Genomic DNA, 16,517 nt, shown 5'->3' on the forward strand with positions numbered 1-16,517 from the left:
CAGCACTTTTGTTTCTATTTTATTTCAACAAAGAAGTTTAAAATGTGTCCTTTTTAGGTGAAACATGCAAAAAGGAAAAAATTTTATTCTACAAATTAAAAATATAATATACTCGAAAGCTTTTCAGAGAATCCATTGTGTTGGAAAAAACAGTTTTACACGAACAAGAAAACTTCCTTTTTCGACAGTATTTTCTATGATTTTAAAGTTAGTTAAAAAAAGTTTGGGAATAGAATGTGAACTTATGGAGCCATTGACATGTACCCTCAAAGCAAGCTTTTTCTAAAGCAAGGTATAAGATTTGCCATACAGGCTTTCAAGAATTATTAGAGCTAAGCATCCAAACAGCCTATCAGGATGAACCTGAGTTGGAGAGGCTATAGACTTATTGCAGCAGATGGTTCTGGTATGAGATTACCCAGCTCTGAGGAAATTGTATCCGAGTTTGGCCGCTTTAAACCAAATGGAACAACAGGCACAATGCCACCATTGGCAATTTGTTTGTTGATTTGTGTACTTCGCTGATTTGTAGTGCTCGTCTTGCGGCTTGGAATATAGGTGAACAAACGTTGGCGGAAGAGCAATTACCCGAAGTTATCACTCAAATGCGTTCATTAAATCAAAAGAAATTATTATTTATCTATGATCGTGGTTATCCTTCAGTAAAATTCATTCAGCAGCATTATGATTTGGAAGTAGATTTTATTTTTCGCTTGCAAAAAAGAAATTATAGCAAGCTATGGGAACGAATTGCATCTGGAGAATTAGATTTCGATTTTATATTAGAAAATGAAAAGCTAAAAAATAAAATGAAAGGACAGAAAGTAAGAGTTATAGTGCTGACATTAGCCAACGGAGAAACAGAGGTATTGATTACTTCACTTTTTGACCGAGTAAAATTTACTTTGGAAGATATCAGCAAAGCTTATGTGTTAAGGTGGCATATAGAGGAGTGCTATAAACGACTCAAAATAGGTGCAGAATTAGAGAATTTTTCTGGCGTAAATTTAGAGGCTGTATTACAAGAATTTTGGGCAAACTTAGTCATGTGTAATATATTGTCGCTTCATATGTGTGATGCACAAGGGCCTTGGAATCCAGATCAAATTGCTGAGTATCGTTTAAATTTTTCAGTTTTATTTGGTGTAATGAGGCAGAAACTCTATCAGGTACTTATTGCGCCAAAAAACTTTCAAGCCCTTTTTAAGTATACGCGCTAAAGTTAAAATCCGACCAGGACAGCCGCGATAAGGTAGATAAGCCCAAACGCCATCATGTCTTTAGGAGAGTTTGCTAATGGAGGCTCTTAAGTTGACGCCATTGTCCGTTCAGCGGAGTGGCAGAATAAGGTAGACAAGATAAATCAATCCCGGTGTCAAGCACTGGGATCCAGGAATTTTATTAAGTTAGTAAGCATAAAAGTAGCCATTTTATGTTAAAATACAACGTTTTGATGATTATGAAAAAGCTGGATTCCAGACTGGAATGACACCATTTGTTGTAAACTCACTTCTTCTTGATTTGTAGAACAATAAAACAGTAAGCTAAAAGGGAACTTATTACTCAACAAAACAAGACTTAAAATTTTGTGCAATGCTATTGATTATAGCTAGATATGCATCTTTTCCAGGCTCTATGTCTGATCCAATAGGATCAAGAACTACCATTTTTGCGTCATTAGAAAGGGCGTTAGGCTTTATGCTATCTTCCTGTGAATGAGCAAATATACATTTAACGTTTTCTTCCTTCATTATCTTTTTTAGCTTCATTAAACTCTTCATACCTATGTAAGAATCCTCTTCTATGGAAAGAATAGCGCTTGGATGATTTAGACCGAAATATTTTTCAAAATATTGATAAGCATCGTGAGTAACGATGTATTTTTGATTTTTAAAATCATTCAGTTCTTTCATGATTTCTTTTACTTCTTGGTCTATTTTTTTTATAGCTTTTGTTGCATTAGAACTGTATCGATGGGAATTTCCTTTATCTATGTCAGACAATGTTGCACTTATAGAAAGTATCATGCTCTTTGCATTTTCGGGACTCAGCCACATGTGTAAATCTTTTTCATCTTGAATGTGAGTGATTTTTCTAGAAAATGAATGTGGCCGAGTAGGAAGTAGGTTGATTGCCTTTGACAATTGCACTAGTTCTTTATTATTTTTGGCGAAAGTTTGAACAAACGTCTCTAAGTTATCGTCAACATAAAATATAACGTCACTTGATTCTAAATTACTCGCATCAGATGGCTTTAATATATAATTATGTGCAGATGTTGCATAGCCAAGCAATTCCGGTTCTAAAATCCCTTCTGTAACAGAAGCTACAAGTGAGTGGATAGGTTTGATTGTAGCTACAACTTTTAAATTGGATGAAAAGGCAATATTATAGTATAGTGTAAGTGAAAGTAATAGAAAAAAAGCCAGTAAATGTCTCATATAAACGTTGAGAAGAAGTTAAATTTTGTCAATAAATTGAATAATGTCAATAATCGTGTTCTAAAAATAGAAAATCTTGCTCTCGTATATGATGGTAAAAGAATCCTTGATAATATCAATATGTTCATGGAAAGAGGAGACATAATTACAATACTTGGTCCAAATGGTGGAGGTAAAACCTCTTTAGTGAAAGCAATTGCTGGTATAAATAAAAATTATACTGGAAATATTGTGTTAGCTGAGAACACAAAAATTAGCTACATGCCGCAAAATTTTAGTATTAGTAATTTGATGCCAATAACAGTTGAATATTTTCTTTTAAATAGCTCCTTGAAAAGACTAAAGAAAAATCAATCCATTATTACAGAAACGATAGAGTTGGCTGGTATCGGTAACATTTTGAAAAATCAAGTGTTAGAAATTTCTGCAGGGCAAACACAATTATTACTGCTTGCACGTTGTTTAATTGCAGAGCCTGACTTGATCATTCTAGATGAGCCAGTTAGTGCAATGGATATTAACGCACGGGCTAAGTTCTATGATATTATAAGCAAAATAGCAAAAAAACGATTGGTATCGATTCTTATGACTTCTCATGATCTTAACTCTGCTCTACCATGCTCAGATTACATAATTTGTATAAATAATACTGTCTACTGCCAAGGTAAGCCTGGTGAGATTATGAAGGATAAAACCCTAAATGAAATATTTAGCAGTTACGCAGCGAAATGATTCAAAATATTTTGCGTCTTCTGCACATAACTACAGTGCTGACGCGTTACAATATATTACCTTATTTACTTCCACCATCAAAGAAATCAATAAATAAGATACAAGGCCATAAACTAAAGCGTGCTCTTGAAAAATTAGGTCCGGTGTTCATTAAGTTTGGGCAGTCTATCTCATCACGTACTGATGTTTTAAATGAGGATATAACAAATAACTTGTTATTGATATGTGATAGATTGCCATCATTTTCACATAAAATAGCAGTTAAAACTATAGAAAGTGAGTTTAATTGTAAATTGAGCGACATTTTTTCAAGCTTTTCTGAAAAGCCAATTGCAGCAGCATCGATTTCTCAGGTGCATAGAGCGGTTACAACTGAGGGTAAGGAAGTTGCTGTGAAGGTTTTAAGGCCAAATATTGAGAAAACATTCTCAAGAGATATAAAAATGCTTTCTTGGCTTGCAGAAATTGCAGAAAAATTTAGCGAACAATCAAAAAGGCTGAGGCCAATTGAATTAGTTAAAACTTTTGCTGAAATTTGCCGATTAGAGTTAGATCTACGTTTTGAAGCTGCTCACTCTTCGGAACTAAAGGAAAACACAAAAAATGACAGAGGTTTTTATGTACCTGAAATAGATTGGAACAGAACTGCAAAAAAGGTTTTAACATTAGAATGGATAGAAGCAACGCCAATATACGAAGTTGAAAAACTGAATAATCATAAGCAAATAGCCATCAACCTTATAGAATCGTTTTGTAATCAGGTATACAGGGATTGTTTTTTTCATGCTGATATGCATCCTGGAAATCTAATGGTTGATAGTAATAACAATATTATTGCTCTGGATTGTGGAATCATGGGTAGAATAGATCGTGAGACATGCTATTACGTTATAGAGATACTCAAAGGCTTTTTAAATCGGGATTATGATCACGTTGCAAAAATGCACTTTAAAGCTGGTTATGTTTCATCACAGCATAGAAATTTTGTCACAGCTTGCAGGGCAATAGGTGAACCCATTATTGGGCAGCCTATACAGAAGATTTCATTTGCTAGTTTACTTGCTCAGCTATTAAAAATAACTGGTGATTTTGATATGAAAGTTCAAACACAATTGTTATTGCTGCAGAAAACTATGATTTTACTGGAAGGGACATGTAGAAAGATCTACCCAGAAATCAATATGTGGAAAGTAGTTGAAGCGTGGATAAGCAGTCAACATGAAAGTAAAATAGGGTATAGGGAAAAAATTAGAAGTTCTTATCCTGTAAAAACAATCCAAGGGATATTTAGCCTTATAGAAAAATTAAACCTAATAGCTGATAAAAAATTAGAAAACATCCAAATTAAAAATAAATCAAATGGAAAAGTCTATTTTTTACTGTGGTCTGTAATTATAATTCTAATTGTTAAATTTTTAATTTCTTAAACTGTGGGAAAAAACTGCGTTAAGCCCAATTTTTATTCAACTTAATTTTTAATCTGCAGGAGCCGAGTTGAGAATGTCCAATTTTCCACTTTCTTTATGTATCTGTTCAGCAGAGTGGCAAAATAAGGTAGACGAGAAAAGACAACTATAGGAACAAATGGGTGTCATGCCAGTGCGTGACACTGGCCTCTTGTTTCAATGTTAAACAAAATACCATAGAATTCAAAAAGACAATTCCTAGAAAATTTCTACATCCAAAAAAGGCATAAGTTATGTTAATGCTGTTTGAATGAGATGATATAAAGATAAGCCAAATTTTTACAAAGAAAACATTTCAAGCAGCAAGACACCTTTGATTGAAAGAGAGCACCAAATTTATGGGGTGAGTAACTGCGCTATTTCAACTATAGTATTTTCTAAAACGAATGATAAACGTCTAAAATGGTATTACCAACTAAAAGGTGTAAGTCTGTACATTGATGCATTAGAGGTCTGAGGCAACTTTTGATGGTGTGCCAACAATGCTCTATCGGATTTAGATCAGGTGAATATGTTGGAAGATAAAGCAAATGACAGCCAAAAGACTCTATTAATGACTTTGTTTTGGGAGTTTTATGGAATGTAGCATTATCCATAACTATGGTTGCATCACGCTGTAATTGTGGAAGTAATCTTCGCTCTAACCATACATTAAATATATCTTTATTACACCCTCCTGTGAAGGTCATTGGTGCAATAAACTTCTCATCCACCTATTATACTCACTCTTTCCCGCTTTTTTCCTGGAACATCAGCATATATTTTTTCTCCTCTTGGAGCTCGTGCATATTCTCGGTATAGTCTATTATCAACTCCTGCTTCATCTATATATAAAATGCTACAGTGGTCTATTTTTGAAACTTTATCGATAAATTGCTGCCTATCTTCTTGATTGCGCTCTTGATAGAATGTGACTTTTTTTAAAGGTTATTTTTAGCTGTCTTAATCTATACCAAATTGCACTTATCCCAAAGCCAAGGTTTTGTTTCATTTCTGCTAGTGTGTGATCTGGGTGTTTTTTGACATATTCTTTGAGTATTTCTGGATCTATTTTTCGAATAAAACCAGTACTTTTTACCGCTTTGAGACCTTGGCCAGTAGCTTTCTTTTTTAGCCATCTATATAGTGTTGCTATCCCTATCTCAAAAACCTCTGCAACTTCAACCTTTGACTTTCCTTTTTCTACCAAAGACACTGCTTTTTCCCTTAAATCTACACTATATACCATCGCTTTCCCTACTTTAAAAAAACATATTATACCTTTATCATTCGCTTTTGAAAATACTATAGTTAGCGGAATGACGGTTTTTCAAATTGTCGGTAAATCTAAGTCAGTTTAGCTATAATTTCCTAAATTTGCTCACAATCTCTTGACTTGACACATATGTTTTTTTCCCAAATGTTACTATCTTCCTCCTTTTCCTTTCTCAATTTGTGCAACCATTTCCTTTACATTTGCATGCGTGAGAAGGGAATTTTTGCTGACATGAGATTTTGGATCAGATTTTGCTGTTACGTGTTTCGTTGCAGATCTTTTATTCTCTGTTAGAAATGAATGAGATTGTTTTTTCTTCACACCGATATCCGCTTGTGCTGCTGGAGTGGTTTTGCTTTCAGCAAGCTGTACATTAGCATTTCCTTTTGCTTGATTTTGCTCAAATTTTTCTTTTAATGCCTTTACTTTACTGCCCATCTCGCGATTAGCTCCTCCTTTCATAGTAGCTGCTGCTACTTTTGGTATCGCCTTACCAGCAGCTTTTTGTGCTGATTTCCTATTGTCTTGATTTTCAGATTTTAGTGGTACTCTTTCAGCTGATTTTTTAAGAATTACTCCTACTACTTTTGGCTCTGTGCTTACTTTTTGATTAGCACGGCTTAGATTTTTAGGCTTTGGCGGTACTGCAGGTTTATCTTTGATTACCACTTTCGATTCTTGTCTAACTTCTTGACCAGTAGTAAACATTTTTTTTGGCACTTGCGGTGGTTTTGGTGGTACGAGGGATTGAGGTTGTTGTTTCTGCTTACGTTCTCTTTTTGCTTCTATATGTTCTTTAGGAACTGTTGCATAAATTGGCTCTTCTTTGGGCGATTTTGAACTCTGCGAATTTTCTATTAAAATTTTACTCTTCTTCTCTTGATAATTTGATATCTCTTTGTATACAGACTCTTCATTTAATGAACTTCCATAGCCTGAATCTTCTCTCTGCTCATATAAAGGATTTTCCTTTTGCTTTTTCTCTTGATAATTTGATATGTCTTCATATTCAGACCCCTGATCTAATGAACTTTCATAGCCTGAATCCTCAGAAGGATTTTCCTTAGCATCAGGCATACTAAAACTATTAGCTCCTTTTAGTAAAGAAGATGTAGACTTTGCCTTGCTTTCTCCATCTGAGGATATTTCTGATTTAAAGCGTACCTTCCTCGAATCTGGAGCAGCCGGAGGTGCTGTTGTTGGTCGCTTTATTTGCCTCATGCGATTACCACCTAATTTTTCTTTCGGCTGTTCTTCTTTTCGCAGCTCAAAAGTACCTTCCTTTTGCTTTCTACCTTCCAAACTCACTTCGTGTGATCTATCTTTTCCTTGACTCTTTTCACTTTGTTCTAAATTTAAAGAATCTTTTAAAATATTATTTTTTCTGAAATCTTTTTCTAATTGTTCCAAGAGATCAATTTTTTTTAAAATTCTTGTATACTTAGCTGCTGTTTCTAAAGTGAAACTTGACAACTCATCATTTACAAAATTACTTATACTACTGTTCTTGGTTGGAAAATTTTTTCCCAAAATTCTATTCATTAATGTTTTAAAAAGACCTAATGGCTGTTCTACATAATTGTTCAAGTCAGTATATATAACAAACTCAGCTATACCTTTTGCCTCACCTGTAAAACCTTCTAATGCATGAGATAAATCCCTTAACGTTTTGTTATATTGTTTCTCTGCATTTCCTAGCTTTACAGCTTTGATCAGAGAATCGAGATTTTTTTTATAGTTCTCACTTTTAAATGGATTATTCATACTAATTACAGCTCATTATTTATTAAAATATAGATCTAAAATATTAAGATCTAGTAAATATTACTTTTGTAATTCATGTAGAACTATAGCTATAATAAGTAAGATTTCCCTACGTCATACCGCCGCGGTATCTCCAGATCCCCCTAACAACTTACTATTACCCACAAATATAAAGTTCGTGAGCAAGTCGCCATCCTTCTGCTAAATCAAAGAGACGTTTATATCCTTTCCAAAGAGTAATTGGTCCTGGTTTTGGGTCATTTTTTCTTGCTAAATGGCCTCCAAGTTCATGAAACAGCTTCTTTTATGTTGGGAACTACACTTGGACATGGTTTTCTGTGTATTTTAACGTATAAAACTTTCCATTCTTCTTCAGCTAATAAGGTAGTACATGGTAATGTTGGGTTAGCTCTTGCAATTGATGTAATAAAGAAGATCCTCCAAGCAATAATACTCATAACTGTTAGATATCTCATTAGTCTTTCTGCTATTCCAAGCCTACATTCTTCAACTTTGAGACCGGATTTAAAATTTTATGTAATATCTCTATTTTCCATCTAAGGCAATTGTAAGTTAAAAACGTGATATAAAAGAGATAAGAGAGAAAGATAACCCTGCTCACTAGGAATAGCGGGCGTGCGCGACCGAAAGGAAATTGGTATTACAACCGTTGGTATCAAGGTACGCTAGCCCTATCTCTCGATACGTTTGAATAGTTGCTTGGGACATATATATGCACCCGTTTACAATCTTAAATTAACTAAAACTATCGAGGTTTATTATGGTTACATCTTATCAAAATTTTATTGGCATTGACATCGGAAAATTTAAAAATGTCGTTGCAATTCACAAACAGAAGAATGCTGTCGAATTTGATAATAATGCTTCTGGTTGGCAACAATTATTTCAAGAGTTTTCAGATATTCTACCTAATGCTTTAGTGACTTTAGAAAATACAGGGAAATATGAGCTTGGCTTATCACATTTTCTTACCGACAAAAATATTGCCGTGCATCGAGCTAATACTCGTAAAGTAAAAAGCTTTATTTTATCTCACGGAACTTTAGCAAAGTCTAGATGCAAGAGCTCTTGCTCAATATGCGCCATAGAACTATCTCTCTATTTGTACCTACCTCTACAGAACAATCAACTTTGGCTGCACTTTGTCAACGTCGTGATGATATTACGCAAATGAGAACTCAAGAAAAATGCAGACTTGAAGCACCGGAAAATGATCATATAAAAGAAAGCTGTCAAAAGACCATTGAGTTTTTCGATAGTCAAATAAACGAACTCAATGATACTATACAAAAGATTATTGATGAAAGCCGCGAATTACAACAACGCCAAAAAATTCTTAAAACAGTTCCTGGAATAGGTAAAAAGTTATCACAAGATTTTTTGTGTTTAATGCCAGAGCTTGGTTACTTAAATAGAAAAGAAGTAGCAAGTCTTGCCGAAGTTGCACCGCATCCAAAAGAAAGTGGTAAAGCTGTTGGTTACCGAAGGATTACAGGTGGTAGAAGTAACGTTCGTTCAAAGCTCTTTACAGCCGCTATGGCTGCTACAAGGTCAAAATCTATACTTGGCGCCTTTTATTCTAAGCTTGTTGAAAGTGGTAAGAAGAAGATGGTGGCTATAACAGCCCTAATGCGTAAAATTATAGTAATTGCTAATACAAGACTTAAAGAAGCAATTAATTTGCATACTTAAAAATCTTCACAACGGTAACTGAAATTGGCTAATAAATATGTGCGTCCACACAGACTTAAAGCACATATTCATTAGCTTAAGCAGAAATTGCTGTGGTAGCTGTTTGATATAAAATTCTATTTCTATGACAAACGGGTTTTTATTGCCCATATAATTTGCAAAATTACACAAATAAAAAAATTTTTAAAAAACATAGTTGATACCAACTAATTTTTTCAACAGCTTCATCGAAAGTATTAACTGAAAGATTCGTTAATAGCATCCATTCTAGCGGTTTTTTTTAAGGGAAGGGGAGTTTTCTCAACAACATAAACTGCATAAAGTGGTAATTTAGGTAGTTCTTCCGTCTTATGCCTAATATTATTCTTAGATGGATTCATCATAAACTTTCCAAATCTAACTTCCAAACGTGCTGTTCTTTTTGGCTTATTATCTTTTACAGGAACTTCAACTTCTACCGTACCTGCACAATGAGAGGATTTAATAAATGCCCATAACTTCTGCTCACCTTTTTCAGGATATCGAGATTTTCTATTTACTGCTCTATCTCTGCATGCTCTAACTAGCACTGCCGAATTAAGATTATGTGCAAGCTCAAAAAAGTCATATATATCTGCTTCTCTATCGCATACAGTTATAGTCTCAGTTTGAGTTGGATCAATAATATTATTTGTTTTTCTTAAAGTTTCCAACCACTTTACGCTTTCTTTATCTTCAATGCGATCGCTCTTTTTTTTAAGGTTCTCAGTTTCTTCAGGTCTTGAATAAACTTTTTGATCTAGTATCCCTAGTACCAAACCTTCTATACTAACGGCAAGAGCTGTATGCATTATAATACCTTTTGCAGTATCATAACTGGACAAATTTGCTAATCCGCTTGTTTTTTTATGGTTATTATATACAATGTAACTGGTATCTTGAATGACAAGAACCCTCTTGTGAGCTTTTGTTCTCTCAACCGTCTTATTAATATGTGTAGCTAAAATATCACTTTCTTTTACATTCTCATTTTGAAAAAAACGTTATGCTGTTTTTGCTTCTGACCAACTTTCACATGCTTGATTAATCTAACTTTCAGGTAATTTTGTCAAACATATCAGCAATCTTTACTAATCGCTCAGTTAACCTTTTATCTCCAAATTCATTTTTAGCCCATTCACTACTTTTACTTGCCATTTTACACCCTCAATATTTGCAAACTTTAATATTGTAATATTTTACTTTTTAGTCCATTTATATTTGTGGGTAATAGTAAGGAATGACACCGTCTTGGATGGAAACCAGTGTCAGCTACTTTCATGACACCATCACAAGGTGAAACTGGATCCCAGTGGGCTTTGTTGCATCGCTCAAGTGAAAAGAACTGGCAGTTACTGACAAAATTCATTATAAATAGCCATTTAACTGTTGAAGAAAAAATATGCCACAAAAAATGAGAGTCAGTAACTGCCATGAATATAACAAATTTCTCCAAGAAAGAGGAAGCATTTTTTGTTATATCAATGACGCCATAGAAAATTGGTACGAGAATTGTCCAAAAATGCAGGGCGGCAACTATATTTATAGTGATAAAGTTGTGATTTTGGTGCATATAATCGTCAGTTTCTTTAGAATTGGTTTAAGACAAACAGTCGGGTTTATAAAAGGGTATTTGCAACAAATAGGAAGAGATTTGGCAGTTATCAGCTATTCACAAGCATCAAGAAGGTTTAAGAAACTTAATATTAAGATAAATGATTGCAGAATTGATAAAAATAATATGGAAGATATCGAAATTGCTATAGACAGTACAGGAATTAGTATATACAACAACACTCCTGAAGGAAAATAGCACTGACAGAAAATATCGTGGCTATGAGCAAACGAGAAAATTGCACGTAATGTTGAATATAAACAACAAAAAAGCCATAGCTGTAAAATACAGTAACGGTGTCTACTCTGATCACTATGGAGCTTGTGATTTGCTAAAAGAAGTTGATTTTCAGCATGCCATAAAAGCACTATATGCAGATAGAGCATGTGATAGGCACAAGTTTTATAAGTTGTGTAACGAATATGATATAAAGACAAAAATTCCACCAATAAACAATGCGGCAGAACATCCAGAAATAGATTATATGTCTGACAGGAATGCTGCTATTAGGTTAATAAAATTATACGGTGAAGATGGCATGAAAGAATGGAAAAAAGAAGTAAATTATGGGAAAAGATCTTATATTGAAGGGTTTTTCTCAAGATTAAAGCAAATATTCGGATTTAGTTTTAGGAATAAATCTGAGATAAATCGAGAAAAAGAACTGCTAATCAAATGCTATTTGCTTAATAAATTCACTGATATTGGTATGGCTAAATTTGAGATAGTTACATGAATTTACCATAAATCACCATCTCATAAAGTGTGATGCAACAAAGCCATCCCAGTGTCAGCTACTTGGATGACAAGAAAGGGAGCACTGGAATGACAGGAGAAGGGGGCTACTACCGTCATAAAGGAACCAGTGTCAGTTACTCGGATGATACCTTTTTCTACTTAATTTGGGTTATGCAAGAAGTCTATTCGCGGTATAGATTCCGCTAACACGTAGCGGGATGACGGTTGTCGGTAAATCTAAGTCAGTTTAGCTATATGCTTTTAATTCCCCCAAAAGGAGAATTAAATATGTGAAGTTCTAGTTGATATGACTTAATGAATGGTTAGTTTAAATTACTAATTTATTTAAGAGATTTTGATAATATTTAACCCACTCGCTTTTCTATTTTCCATATCACGATGTGCTTGAATTATTTCATCAAATTTATATTTTTTATTGATCCGTACAGTTAAAAGTTTTTTTCTTATCATCTCGAAGATTTCCATTGTGGTAAGCACTAATGTGAATCTATCATGCTTATAATGGTATATTGAGGTTCCAGTTGCAAATAACGAACGTGAACTAAGTAAAGAAAAACTAATAGGAGCGTTACCTGATATCTGCCCATAGGAAACGTATATGCCGAACCTGCCTAAAGATTCAAAAGAAAGCTTGCTTGTAGCGTAACCTATGGGGTCATATACTGCACCTACTCCTCTGTTTTGCGTAATCTCCATAATTTTAGAAACGAAGTCTTTATCATTGTAGTTTATTGCGTATGTGCAGCTACTTTGTAAAGCTATCTTCATTTTTTCATCAGAGCTTACAGAACCTATCACTACACCTTTTTTATCCTTTGCCCATTGGCATATTATTTGTCCTAAACCACCATTAGCCCCATGAACTAGCACGAAAGCACCAGGCCTAACTTTATAAGATTGATTAACTAAATAGTGAGCTGTCATACCTTTAAACAGCACTGCAGCAGCAACTTCATCAGATATGTCATCTGGAATTTTTATCAGATATTTCTGGTGTATAATGCGCTTTTCACAATATGCCCCTGGAGGAGCTGTGCAATATCCAACTCTATCTCCGACCTTCAACCCATCACTGATTTTTTTACCAAGCTTTTCAATAACTCCCACTGCTTCTACCCCAAGCACTGATGGTAAATTTTTAATTTTGCGCGTACCTTTTCTGTGCTCTAAATCATAACGATTTAAGCCGATAGTTGTGTGACGCACTAAGACTTCCTCGCCTTTTGGCTCACCTATACTCTTATCTACAAATTCTAATACTTCTGGTCCCCCAGTTTTTTTTATTTGTATAGCTCTAACCATGATGAATATTAAGACAAAAACTTTGATTATGTTATCTAACAATTAATATTTTGCAAAGTTATTGTTTTCACAATCAATAGACTTCTTGCGTTACCTCCTGTCATCCCAGTGTCAGCTACTCGGATGACACCCTATTGATTACTGAAATGACACGGTTTGCAAACATTCTGTTACTTAAGCTTAAAAAACGTGTATGATAGCGTTATTTCACTTAAATCTTTTGTATTACTATCAAGCATTATCTCAGGATCTATATAGAAAGATACGGGCATAGCTGCTTTTTGTTTTGGTAGCAACATTTGCTCTTCAAAACAAAAGCATGCAATTTTATTGAAATACTTACCTGCTTTGAAAGGCGTAACATTATACACCGCCATTCCAAATGAAGGCTGATCAGATAGATTTTTTGCGTAATAAAAAGCTAAACTTTGTTCTCCTATGTTTACATCAACATAGTTAGTTTCTGATTTAAATTCCCAAGGTAGATCGGACATTATATCAGCATTGAAATGGACCCTGATCTTTTGGTTAGTTATATTTGTTGTTGTGTTAGTTACTTTTCTTATTGTGCCACCATACCCAGTAGCTTTACAAAAAATGCTATATAGAGGCACCGATGCATATGTAAGACATATCATCGACACAACTAAAGATATTAAAAAGAAGACTATAGAATTTTTATCATTTCTCCTTAAAAAGGAGAACATTTAGTCCCTGTTATTAAGTAACCTGAGCAAACTGAGAAATATATTGATAAAGTCTAGGTAAAGACTAGTTGCACCAAGTATTGCCAGCTTAGTAGTAGCAGCTTCTGAACCATCATTATACTTGTAATAAACATCCTTGATTCTCTGAGCGTCAGATGCAGTTTTTAAAGTAAACACTATTACCGATATGAATGATATTGCAAAATCGAGTGGACCACTTCCAAGGAACAAATTCACTACAGATGCTATAATTAATCCCCAGACTCCCATTCTCAAAAAAGAGCCCATACTTGTTAGATCTCTTTTTGTGATGTTACCATACAAAGCCATAGAGCCGAACATGATTGATGTAATGAAAAATGCTCTTGCTATACTTTCTGCAGTATAAATTATGAAAATATAGGATGAAGACATTCCAATTAATACTGCAAACGCAAAAAATATGGTGAATGCAGACTGAACACTAAGATGTAGAATTTTAGGGTATACAAAAAACACTAGTACAAGTGGAGAAAATATTACTGTATACAACAGGACTGGATTAGAATGAATTACCTGAAAAAGACCTGAAAACACCGTTAGGAACGCGACAAGCCCTGTAACGCCTAAAGCTAAAGCCATATAATTATATACTTTAGTTAGGTAACTTCTAAGCCCAGCACTGTAGTAAGCGCCTTGAGAGCGAATATCCTGTTCATTTCTCATGTAAGACATAATATAACTCCTTTTATCCATTACTTAACACATTATAATATAAAACCATATTTTTATCAAGTGTTTTTATTATAAACAGCTATGCGCTGGCATTTGTTTTAATATAAATAGAATATAGGCCTATTGCTGCTGCATTTGAAACATTTAAACTGTTAATTGCATTTGACATTGGTATTTTTAAAAGATAATCACAGTTTTCTTTAACTAACCTCCGCATTCCTTTCTCTTCGGAACCAAAAATAATTACTCTTTTTTTCTCAAAACTCTTTATTTCATCTATATTTTCTTTAGTATTGCAATCAAACCCATAACACCAGTAACCGACCTTTTTTAAATACTGCATAGTTTTTACTATATTTGTAACGTATATTAGTGGGACAATATCCAATGCTCCACTTGCTGCTTTTGCAATAGATGCATTTTCACTTGGTGAATGGTTATGTGGTAAAACCAATGCGTCGACATTAAAACAAGCTGAAGTTCTTAAAATCGACCCAATATTGTGCGTGTCAGTGACTTGATCTAAAATGACTATAGTAGAGCTATCGTTCGAGCTTTCAGCTATTTCTTCAATGCTTAAGTTATAAAGAATAGGGGCAACATTTAAAGCAATTCCCTGATGGTTAGCACCTTTGGGTAAAACGTCATTAAGTATTTTGCTTTCTACTAATCGAACTTTAATGCCCTTACTGTCTACACATTGCCTAATTTCTTTTTTGTGCTCTCTATAGAAATTTTCTGTTGCTAACAGTTCTATACACCGCCTATTTTTATTCTTCAGTGCTGACATGCAGGTGTGCTTTCCATACAGCCAAAAATTCTCATTAGTTTTTGACGATTTCATCGTATTATTGAAAATCGGGTTTTTATAGAATAAGCAACATTTTACTATGTTTGAATATTGTTGTAAAATTATACAATTCGATTAATGCGTTTATGTCGGACGATGAGTTGGATTGGCAAAAAAATGTTAAGCCAATAAAATGTGGAAAAGTTACTTTGAAAGTTGATCATAAAGTAAATATAAAGTCTATGGTTGATAAAGGTACCTCCGACTTACAAGGGAATTTTCTTAATACCAATAATGGTAACTCATCATTTTGTCTTGACTACAACACAAAATCAAAGATTGATAGGGGTAAATATTTTATAAGCGATAAGCTCGATTTGCATGGCTATAATATAGAGGATGCTTACTGTAAATTGATAGATTTTATTATCAAAAATTATCGAGCAGGAAATAGATGTTTATTGGTAATTACGGGATACGGCAGTGCAACAAACAAAACAGACACTATAAAGAGTAACTTAAATAAATGGTTAAATGACACTAAAATCCAGCATATGGTTCTATACTACCAACAAGCTACGAAAAAACATGGTGGTAAAGGGGCTTTTTATGTTTTATTAAGAAGGAATAAAAACCTTGAGTCCTGATACTTAAAATTCCTTTTAAGCCTTAATTTTTCTTGTATAACCATACAGTGTTCGGCAGCGCGTGACGCACAACTGTGCAAACATTGTGATTTGGGTCTACCAGGAAGGATGTCTCCCAGTACCTCTTTTCCCGTCATCCCGCTACGTGTTAGCGGGATCTCATTTCACTTTATGAGGGTGTCATCCGAGTAGCCCCTTTCTCGTCATCCCGCTACGTGTTAGCGGGATCTCATTTCACTTTATGAGGGTGTCATCCGAATAGCTTGACTACTTGGATCCAGATTGGATACTGAGTTGGTGAGTATAAAAGTATAGCTTCTACGTCATACCGCCGCGGTATCTCAGCCGCTAACAAGTAGCGGGGTGACGAGTTACTATACCGCTGCGAACCGTCATACCGCGATTTATTCCATAGCTGTACGAACATTCATTTTTGAAGGTAAACTGCACAGCAAATGGTGTCATTCCAGTGCTTGACACTGGAATCCAGCCGGCTTTGTTGCATCGCTAGCTATGATGGATTAAAGATAAAAAAGGTGGAGAATATCAGTAGCTTATTATTCTGGTATTTATAACAAGAACGGTCAGTGAATA

14 protein-coding genes and 5 pseudogenes are annotated in these 16,517 nt (G+C 34.4%); 8 read left to right on the top strand and 11 right to left on the bottom strand.

Annotated elements, in window-relative coordinates; all coding sequences use genetic code 11:
- Nucleotides 1–64 precede the first annotated feature (64 nt).
- Nucleotides 65–1,297, top strand: a pseudogene (locus INQ25_RS04455) (IS4 family transposase).
- 262 nt (nt 1,298–1,559) lie between these two features.
- Here INQ25_RS04455 and INQ25_RS04460 read toward each other — a convergent pair.
- Nucleotides 1,560–2,441, bottom strand: coding sequence for a zinc ABC transporter substrate-binding protein (locus INQ25_RS04460; protein WP_010962934.1), 882 nt, complete (start codon nt 2,439–2,441; stop codon nt 1,560–1,562).
- On the opposite strand from INQ25_RS04460, the gene INQ25_RS04465 reads away from it, so the two are divergent.
- Both INQ25_RS04465 and ubiB read left to right on the top strand, forming a co-directional pair.
- Entirely contained in the window at nt 2,433–3,173 is a 741-nt protein-coding gene (locus tag INQ25_RS04465) for a metal ABC transporter ATP-binding protein (RefSeq protein ID WP_213863161.1), read from the top strand. The two genes, INQ25_RS04460 and INQ25_RS04465, sit on opposite strands and share 9 nt — an antisense overlap.
- On the top strand, nt 3,170–4,600 hold the full coding sequence (ubiB, locus tag INQ25_RS04470; RefSeq protein WP_213863162.1) for a 2-polyprenylphenol 6-hydroxylase: 1,431 nt from the start codon (nt 3,170–3,172) through the stop codon (nt 4,598–4,600). The genes INQ25_RS04465 and ubiB overlap by 4 nt, the downstream gene beginning before the upstream one ends.
- A 416-nt stretch (nt 4,601–5,016) precedes the next feature.
- Here ubiB and INQ25_RS04475 read toward each other — a convergent pair whose 3' ends face one another.
- The 4 genes and pseudogenes from INQ25_RS04475 to INQ25_RS04490 form a co-directional block, all read right to left on the bottom strand.
- Nucleotides 5,017–5,352, bottom strand: coding sequence for a transposase (locus INQ25_RS04475; protein WP_213863163.1), 336 nt, complete (start codon nt 5,350–5,352; stop codon nt 5,017–5,019).
- A gap of 167 nt (nt 5,353–5,519) precedes the next feature.
- Nucleotides 5,520–5,867, bottom strand: coding sequence for an IS630 transposase-related protein (locus tag INQ25_RS04480; RefSeq protein WP_022626382.1), 348 nt, complete (start codon nt 5,865–5,867; stop codon nt 5,520–5,522).
- Between the two features lie 177 nt (nt 5,868–6,044).
- Entirely contained in the window at nt 6,045–7,658 is a 1,614-nt protein-coding gene (locus INQ25_RS04485; RefSeq protein WP_010962938.1) for a hypothetical protein, read from the bottom strand.
- 157 nt (nt 7,659–7,815) lie between these two features.
- Nucleotides 7,816–8,223, bottom strand: a pseudogene (locus tag INQ25_RS04490) (IS4 family transposase); the annotation flags it as partial.
- A gap of 216 nt (nt 8,224–8,439) precedes the next feature.
- Between INQ25_RS04490 and INQ25_RS04495 the strand changes: the two are divergent.
- Nucleotides 8,440–9,371, top strand: a pseudogene (locus INQ25_RS04495) (IS110 family RNA-guided transposase).
- 193 nt (nt 9,372–9,564) lie between these two features.
- On the opposite strand, the pseudogene INQ25_RS04500 reads toward INQ25_RS04495, so the two are convergent.
- Nucleotides 9,565–10,547, bottom strand: a pseudogene (locus INQ25_RS04500) (IS4 family transposase); the annotation flags it as partial.
- 107 nt (nt 10,548–10,654) lie between these two features.
- On the opposite strand from INQ25_RS04500, the gene INQ25_RS04505 reads away from it, so the two are divergent.
- From INQ25_RS04505 to INQ25_RS04520, 3 genes and pseudogenes are all read left to right on the top strand, one after another.
- Nucleotides 10,655–10,807 (top strand): hypothetical protein, encoded by a 153-nt coding sequence (locus tag INQ25_RS04505; RefSeq protein WP_155975182.1) that lies wholly within the window; start codon nt 10,655–10,657, stop codon nt 10,805–10,807.
- Nucleotides 10,792–11,740, top strand: a pseudogene (locus tag INQ25_RS06995) (IS5 family transposase). The gene INQ25_RS04505 and the pseudogene INQ25_RS06995 overlap by 16 nt, the downstream one beginning before the upstream one ends.
- A gap of 29 nt (nt 11,741–11,769) precedes the next feature.
- Nucleotides 11,770–11,949 carry a hypothetical protein gene (locus INQ25_RS04520; RefSeq protein ID WP_213863165.1) on the top strand — a complete coding sequence of 60 codons (180 nt, stop codon included), beginning with the start codon at nt 11,770–11,772 and terminating at the stop codon, nt 11,947–11,949.
- Nucleotides 11,950–12,087: 138 nt separating this feature from the next.
- Here the strand turns inward: INQ25_RS04520 and INQ25_RS04525 are convergent, their stop codons facing one another.
- From INQ25_RS04525 to rlmB, 4 genes are all read right to left on the bottom strand, one after another.
- Nucleotides 12,088–13,065 carry a quinone oxidoreductase family protein gene (locus INQ25_RS04525; protein WP_174515691.1) on the bottom strand — a complete coding sequence of 326 codons (978 nt, stop codon included), beginning with the start codon at nt 13,063–13,065 and terminating at the stop codon, nt 12,088–12,090.
- A 170-nt stretch (nt 13,066–13,235) separates the two neighbouring features.
- Entirely contained in the window at nt 13,236–13,772 is a 537-nt protein-coding gene (locus tag INQ25_RS04530) for a cytochrome c oxidase assembly protein (protein WP_213863166.1), read from the bottom strand.
- On the bottom strand, nt 13,773–14,486 hold the full coding sequence (locus INQ25_RS04535; RefSeq protein ID WP_182309587.1) for a Bax inhibitor-1/YccA family protein: 714 nt from the start codon (nt 14,484–14,486) through the stop codon (nt 13,773–13,775). It abuts the gene before it with no gap.
- Between the two features lie 79 nt (nt 14,487–14,565).
- Nucleotides 14,566–15,330: a 23S rRNA (guanosine(2251)-2'-O)-methyltransferase RlmB gene (rlmB, locus tag INQ25_RS04540; RefSeq protein WP_213863167.1), complete on the bottom strand. Its 765-nt coding sequence runs from the start codon at nt 15,328–15,330 to the stop codon at nt 14,566–14,568.
- Between the two features lie 92 nt (nt 15,331–15,422).
- Here rlmB and INQ25_RS04545 point away from each other — a divergent pair, with 92 nt between their 5' ends.
- On the top strand, nt 15,423–15,923 hold the full coding sequence (locus tag INQ25_RS04545; protein ID WP_213863168.1) for a Smr/MutS family protein: 501 nt from the start codon (nt 15,423–15,425) through the stop codon (nt 15,921–15,923).
- A 348-nt stretch (nt 15,924–16,271) separates the two neighbouring features.
- Here the strand turns inward: INQ25_RS04545 and INQ25_RS06660 are convergent, their stop codons facing one another.
- On the bottom strand, nt 16,272–16,403 hold the full coding sequence (locus INQ25_RS06660; RefSeq protein WP_255356250.1) for a hypothetical protein: 132 nt from the start codon (nt 16,401–16,403) through the stop codon (nt 16,272–16,274).
- Nucleotides 16,404–16,517 lie beyond the last annotated feature (114 nt).

This window comes from Wolbachia endosymbiont of Rhagoletis cerasi (genome assembly GCF_018454475.1).
Taxonomy (GTDB): domain Bacteria; phylum Pseudomonadota; class Alphaproteobacteria; order Rickettsiales; family Anaplasmataceae; genus Wolbachia; species Wolbachia pipientis.

What these genes read in the sequence shown, in the direction of transcription:
- INQ25_RS04480 (WP_022626382.1), bottom strand. Translation starts at nt 5,867, where the DNA reads ATGGTATATAGTGTAGATTTAAGGGAAAAAGCAGTGTCTTTGGTAGAA.
- INQ25_RS04525 (WP_174515691.1), bottom strand. Translation starts at nt 13,065, where the DNA reads ATGGTTAGAGCTATACAAATAAAAAAAACTGGGGGACCAGAAGTATTA.
- INQ25_RS04535 (WP_182309587.1), bottom strand. Translation starts at nt 14,486, where the DNA reads ATGTCTTACATGAGAAATGAACAGGATATTCGCTCTCAAGGCGCTTAC.
- INQ25_RS04460 (WP_010962934.1), bottom strand. Translation starts at nt 2,441, where the DNA reads ATGAGACATTTACTGGCTTTTTTTCTATTACTTTCACTTACACTATAC.
- INQ25_RS04545 (WP_213863168.1), top strand. Translation starts at nt 15,423, where the DNA reads ATGTCGGACGATGAGTTGGATTGGCAAAAAAATGTTAAGCCAATAAAA.
- INQ25_RS04465 (WP_213863161.1), top strand. Translation starts at nt 2,433, where the DNA reads ATGTCTCATATAAACGTTGAGAAGAAGTTAAATTTTGTCAATAAATTG.
- INQ25_RS04485 (WP_010962938.1), bottom strand. Translation starts at nt 7,658, where the DNA reads ATGAATAATCCATTTAAAAGTGAGAACTATAAAAAAAATCTCGATTCT.
- INQ25_RS04530 (WP_213863166.1), bottom strand. Translation starts at nt 13,772, where the DNA reads ATGTTCTCCTTTTTAAGGAGAAATGATAAAAATTCTATAGTCTTCTTT.
- ubiB (WP_213863162.1), top strand. Translation starts at nt 3,170, where the DNA reads ATGATTCAAAATATTTTGCGTCTTCTGCACATAACTACAGTGCTGACG.
- rlmB (WP_213863167.1), bottom strand. Translation starts at nt 15,330, where the DNA reads ATGAAATCGTCAAAAACTAATGAGAATTTTTGGCTGTATGGAAAGCAC.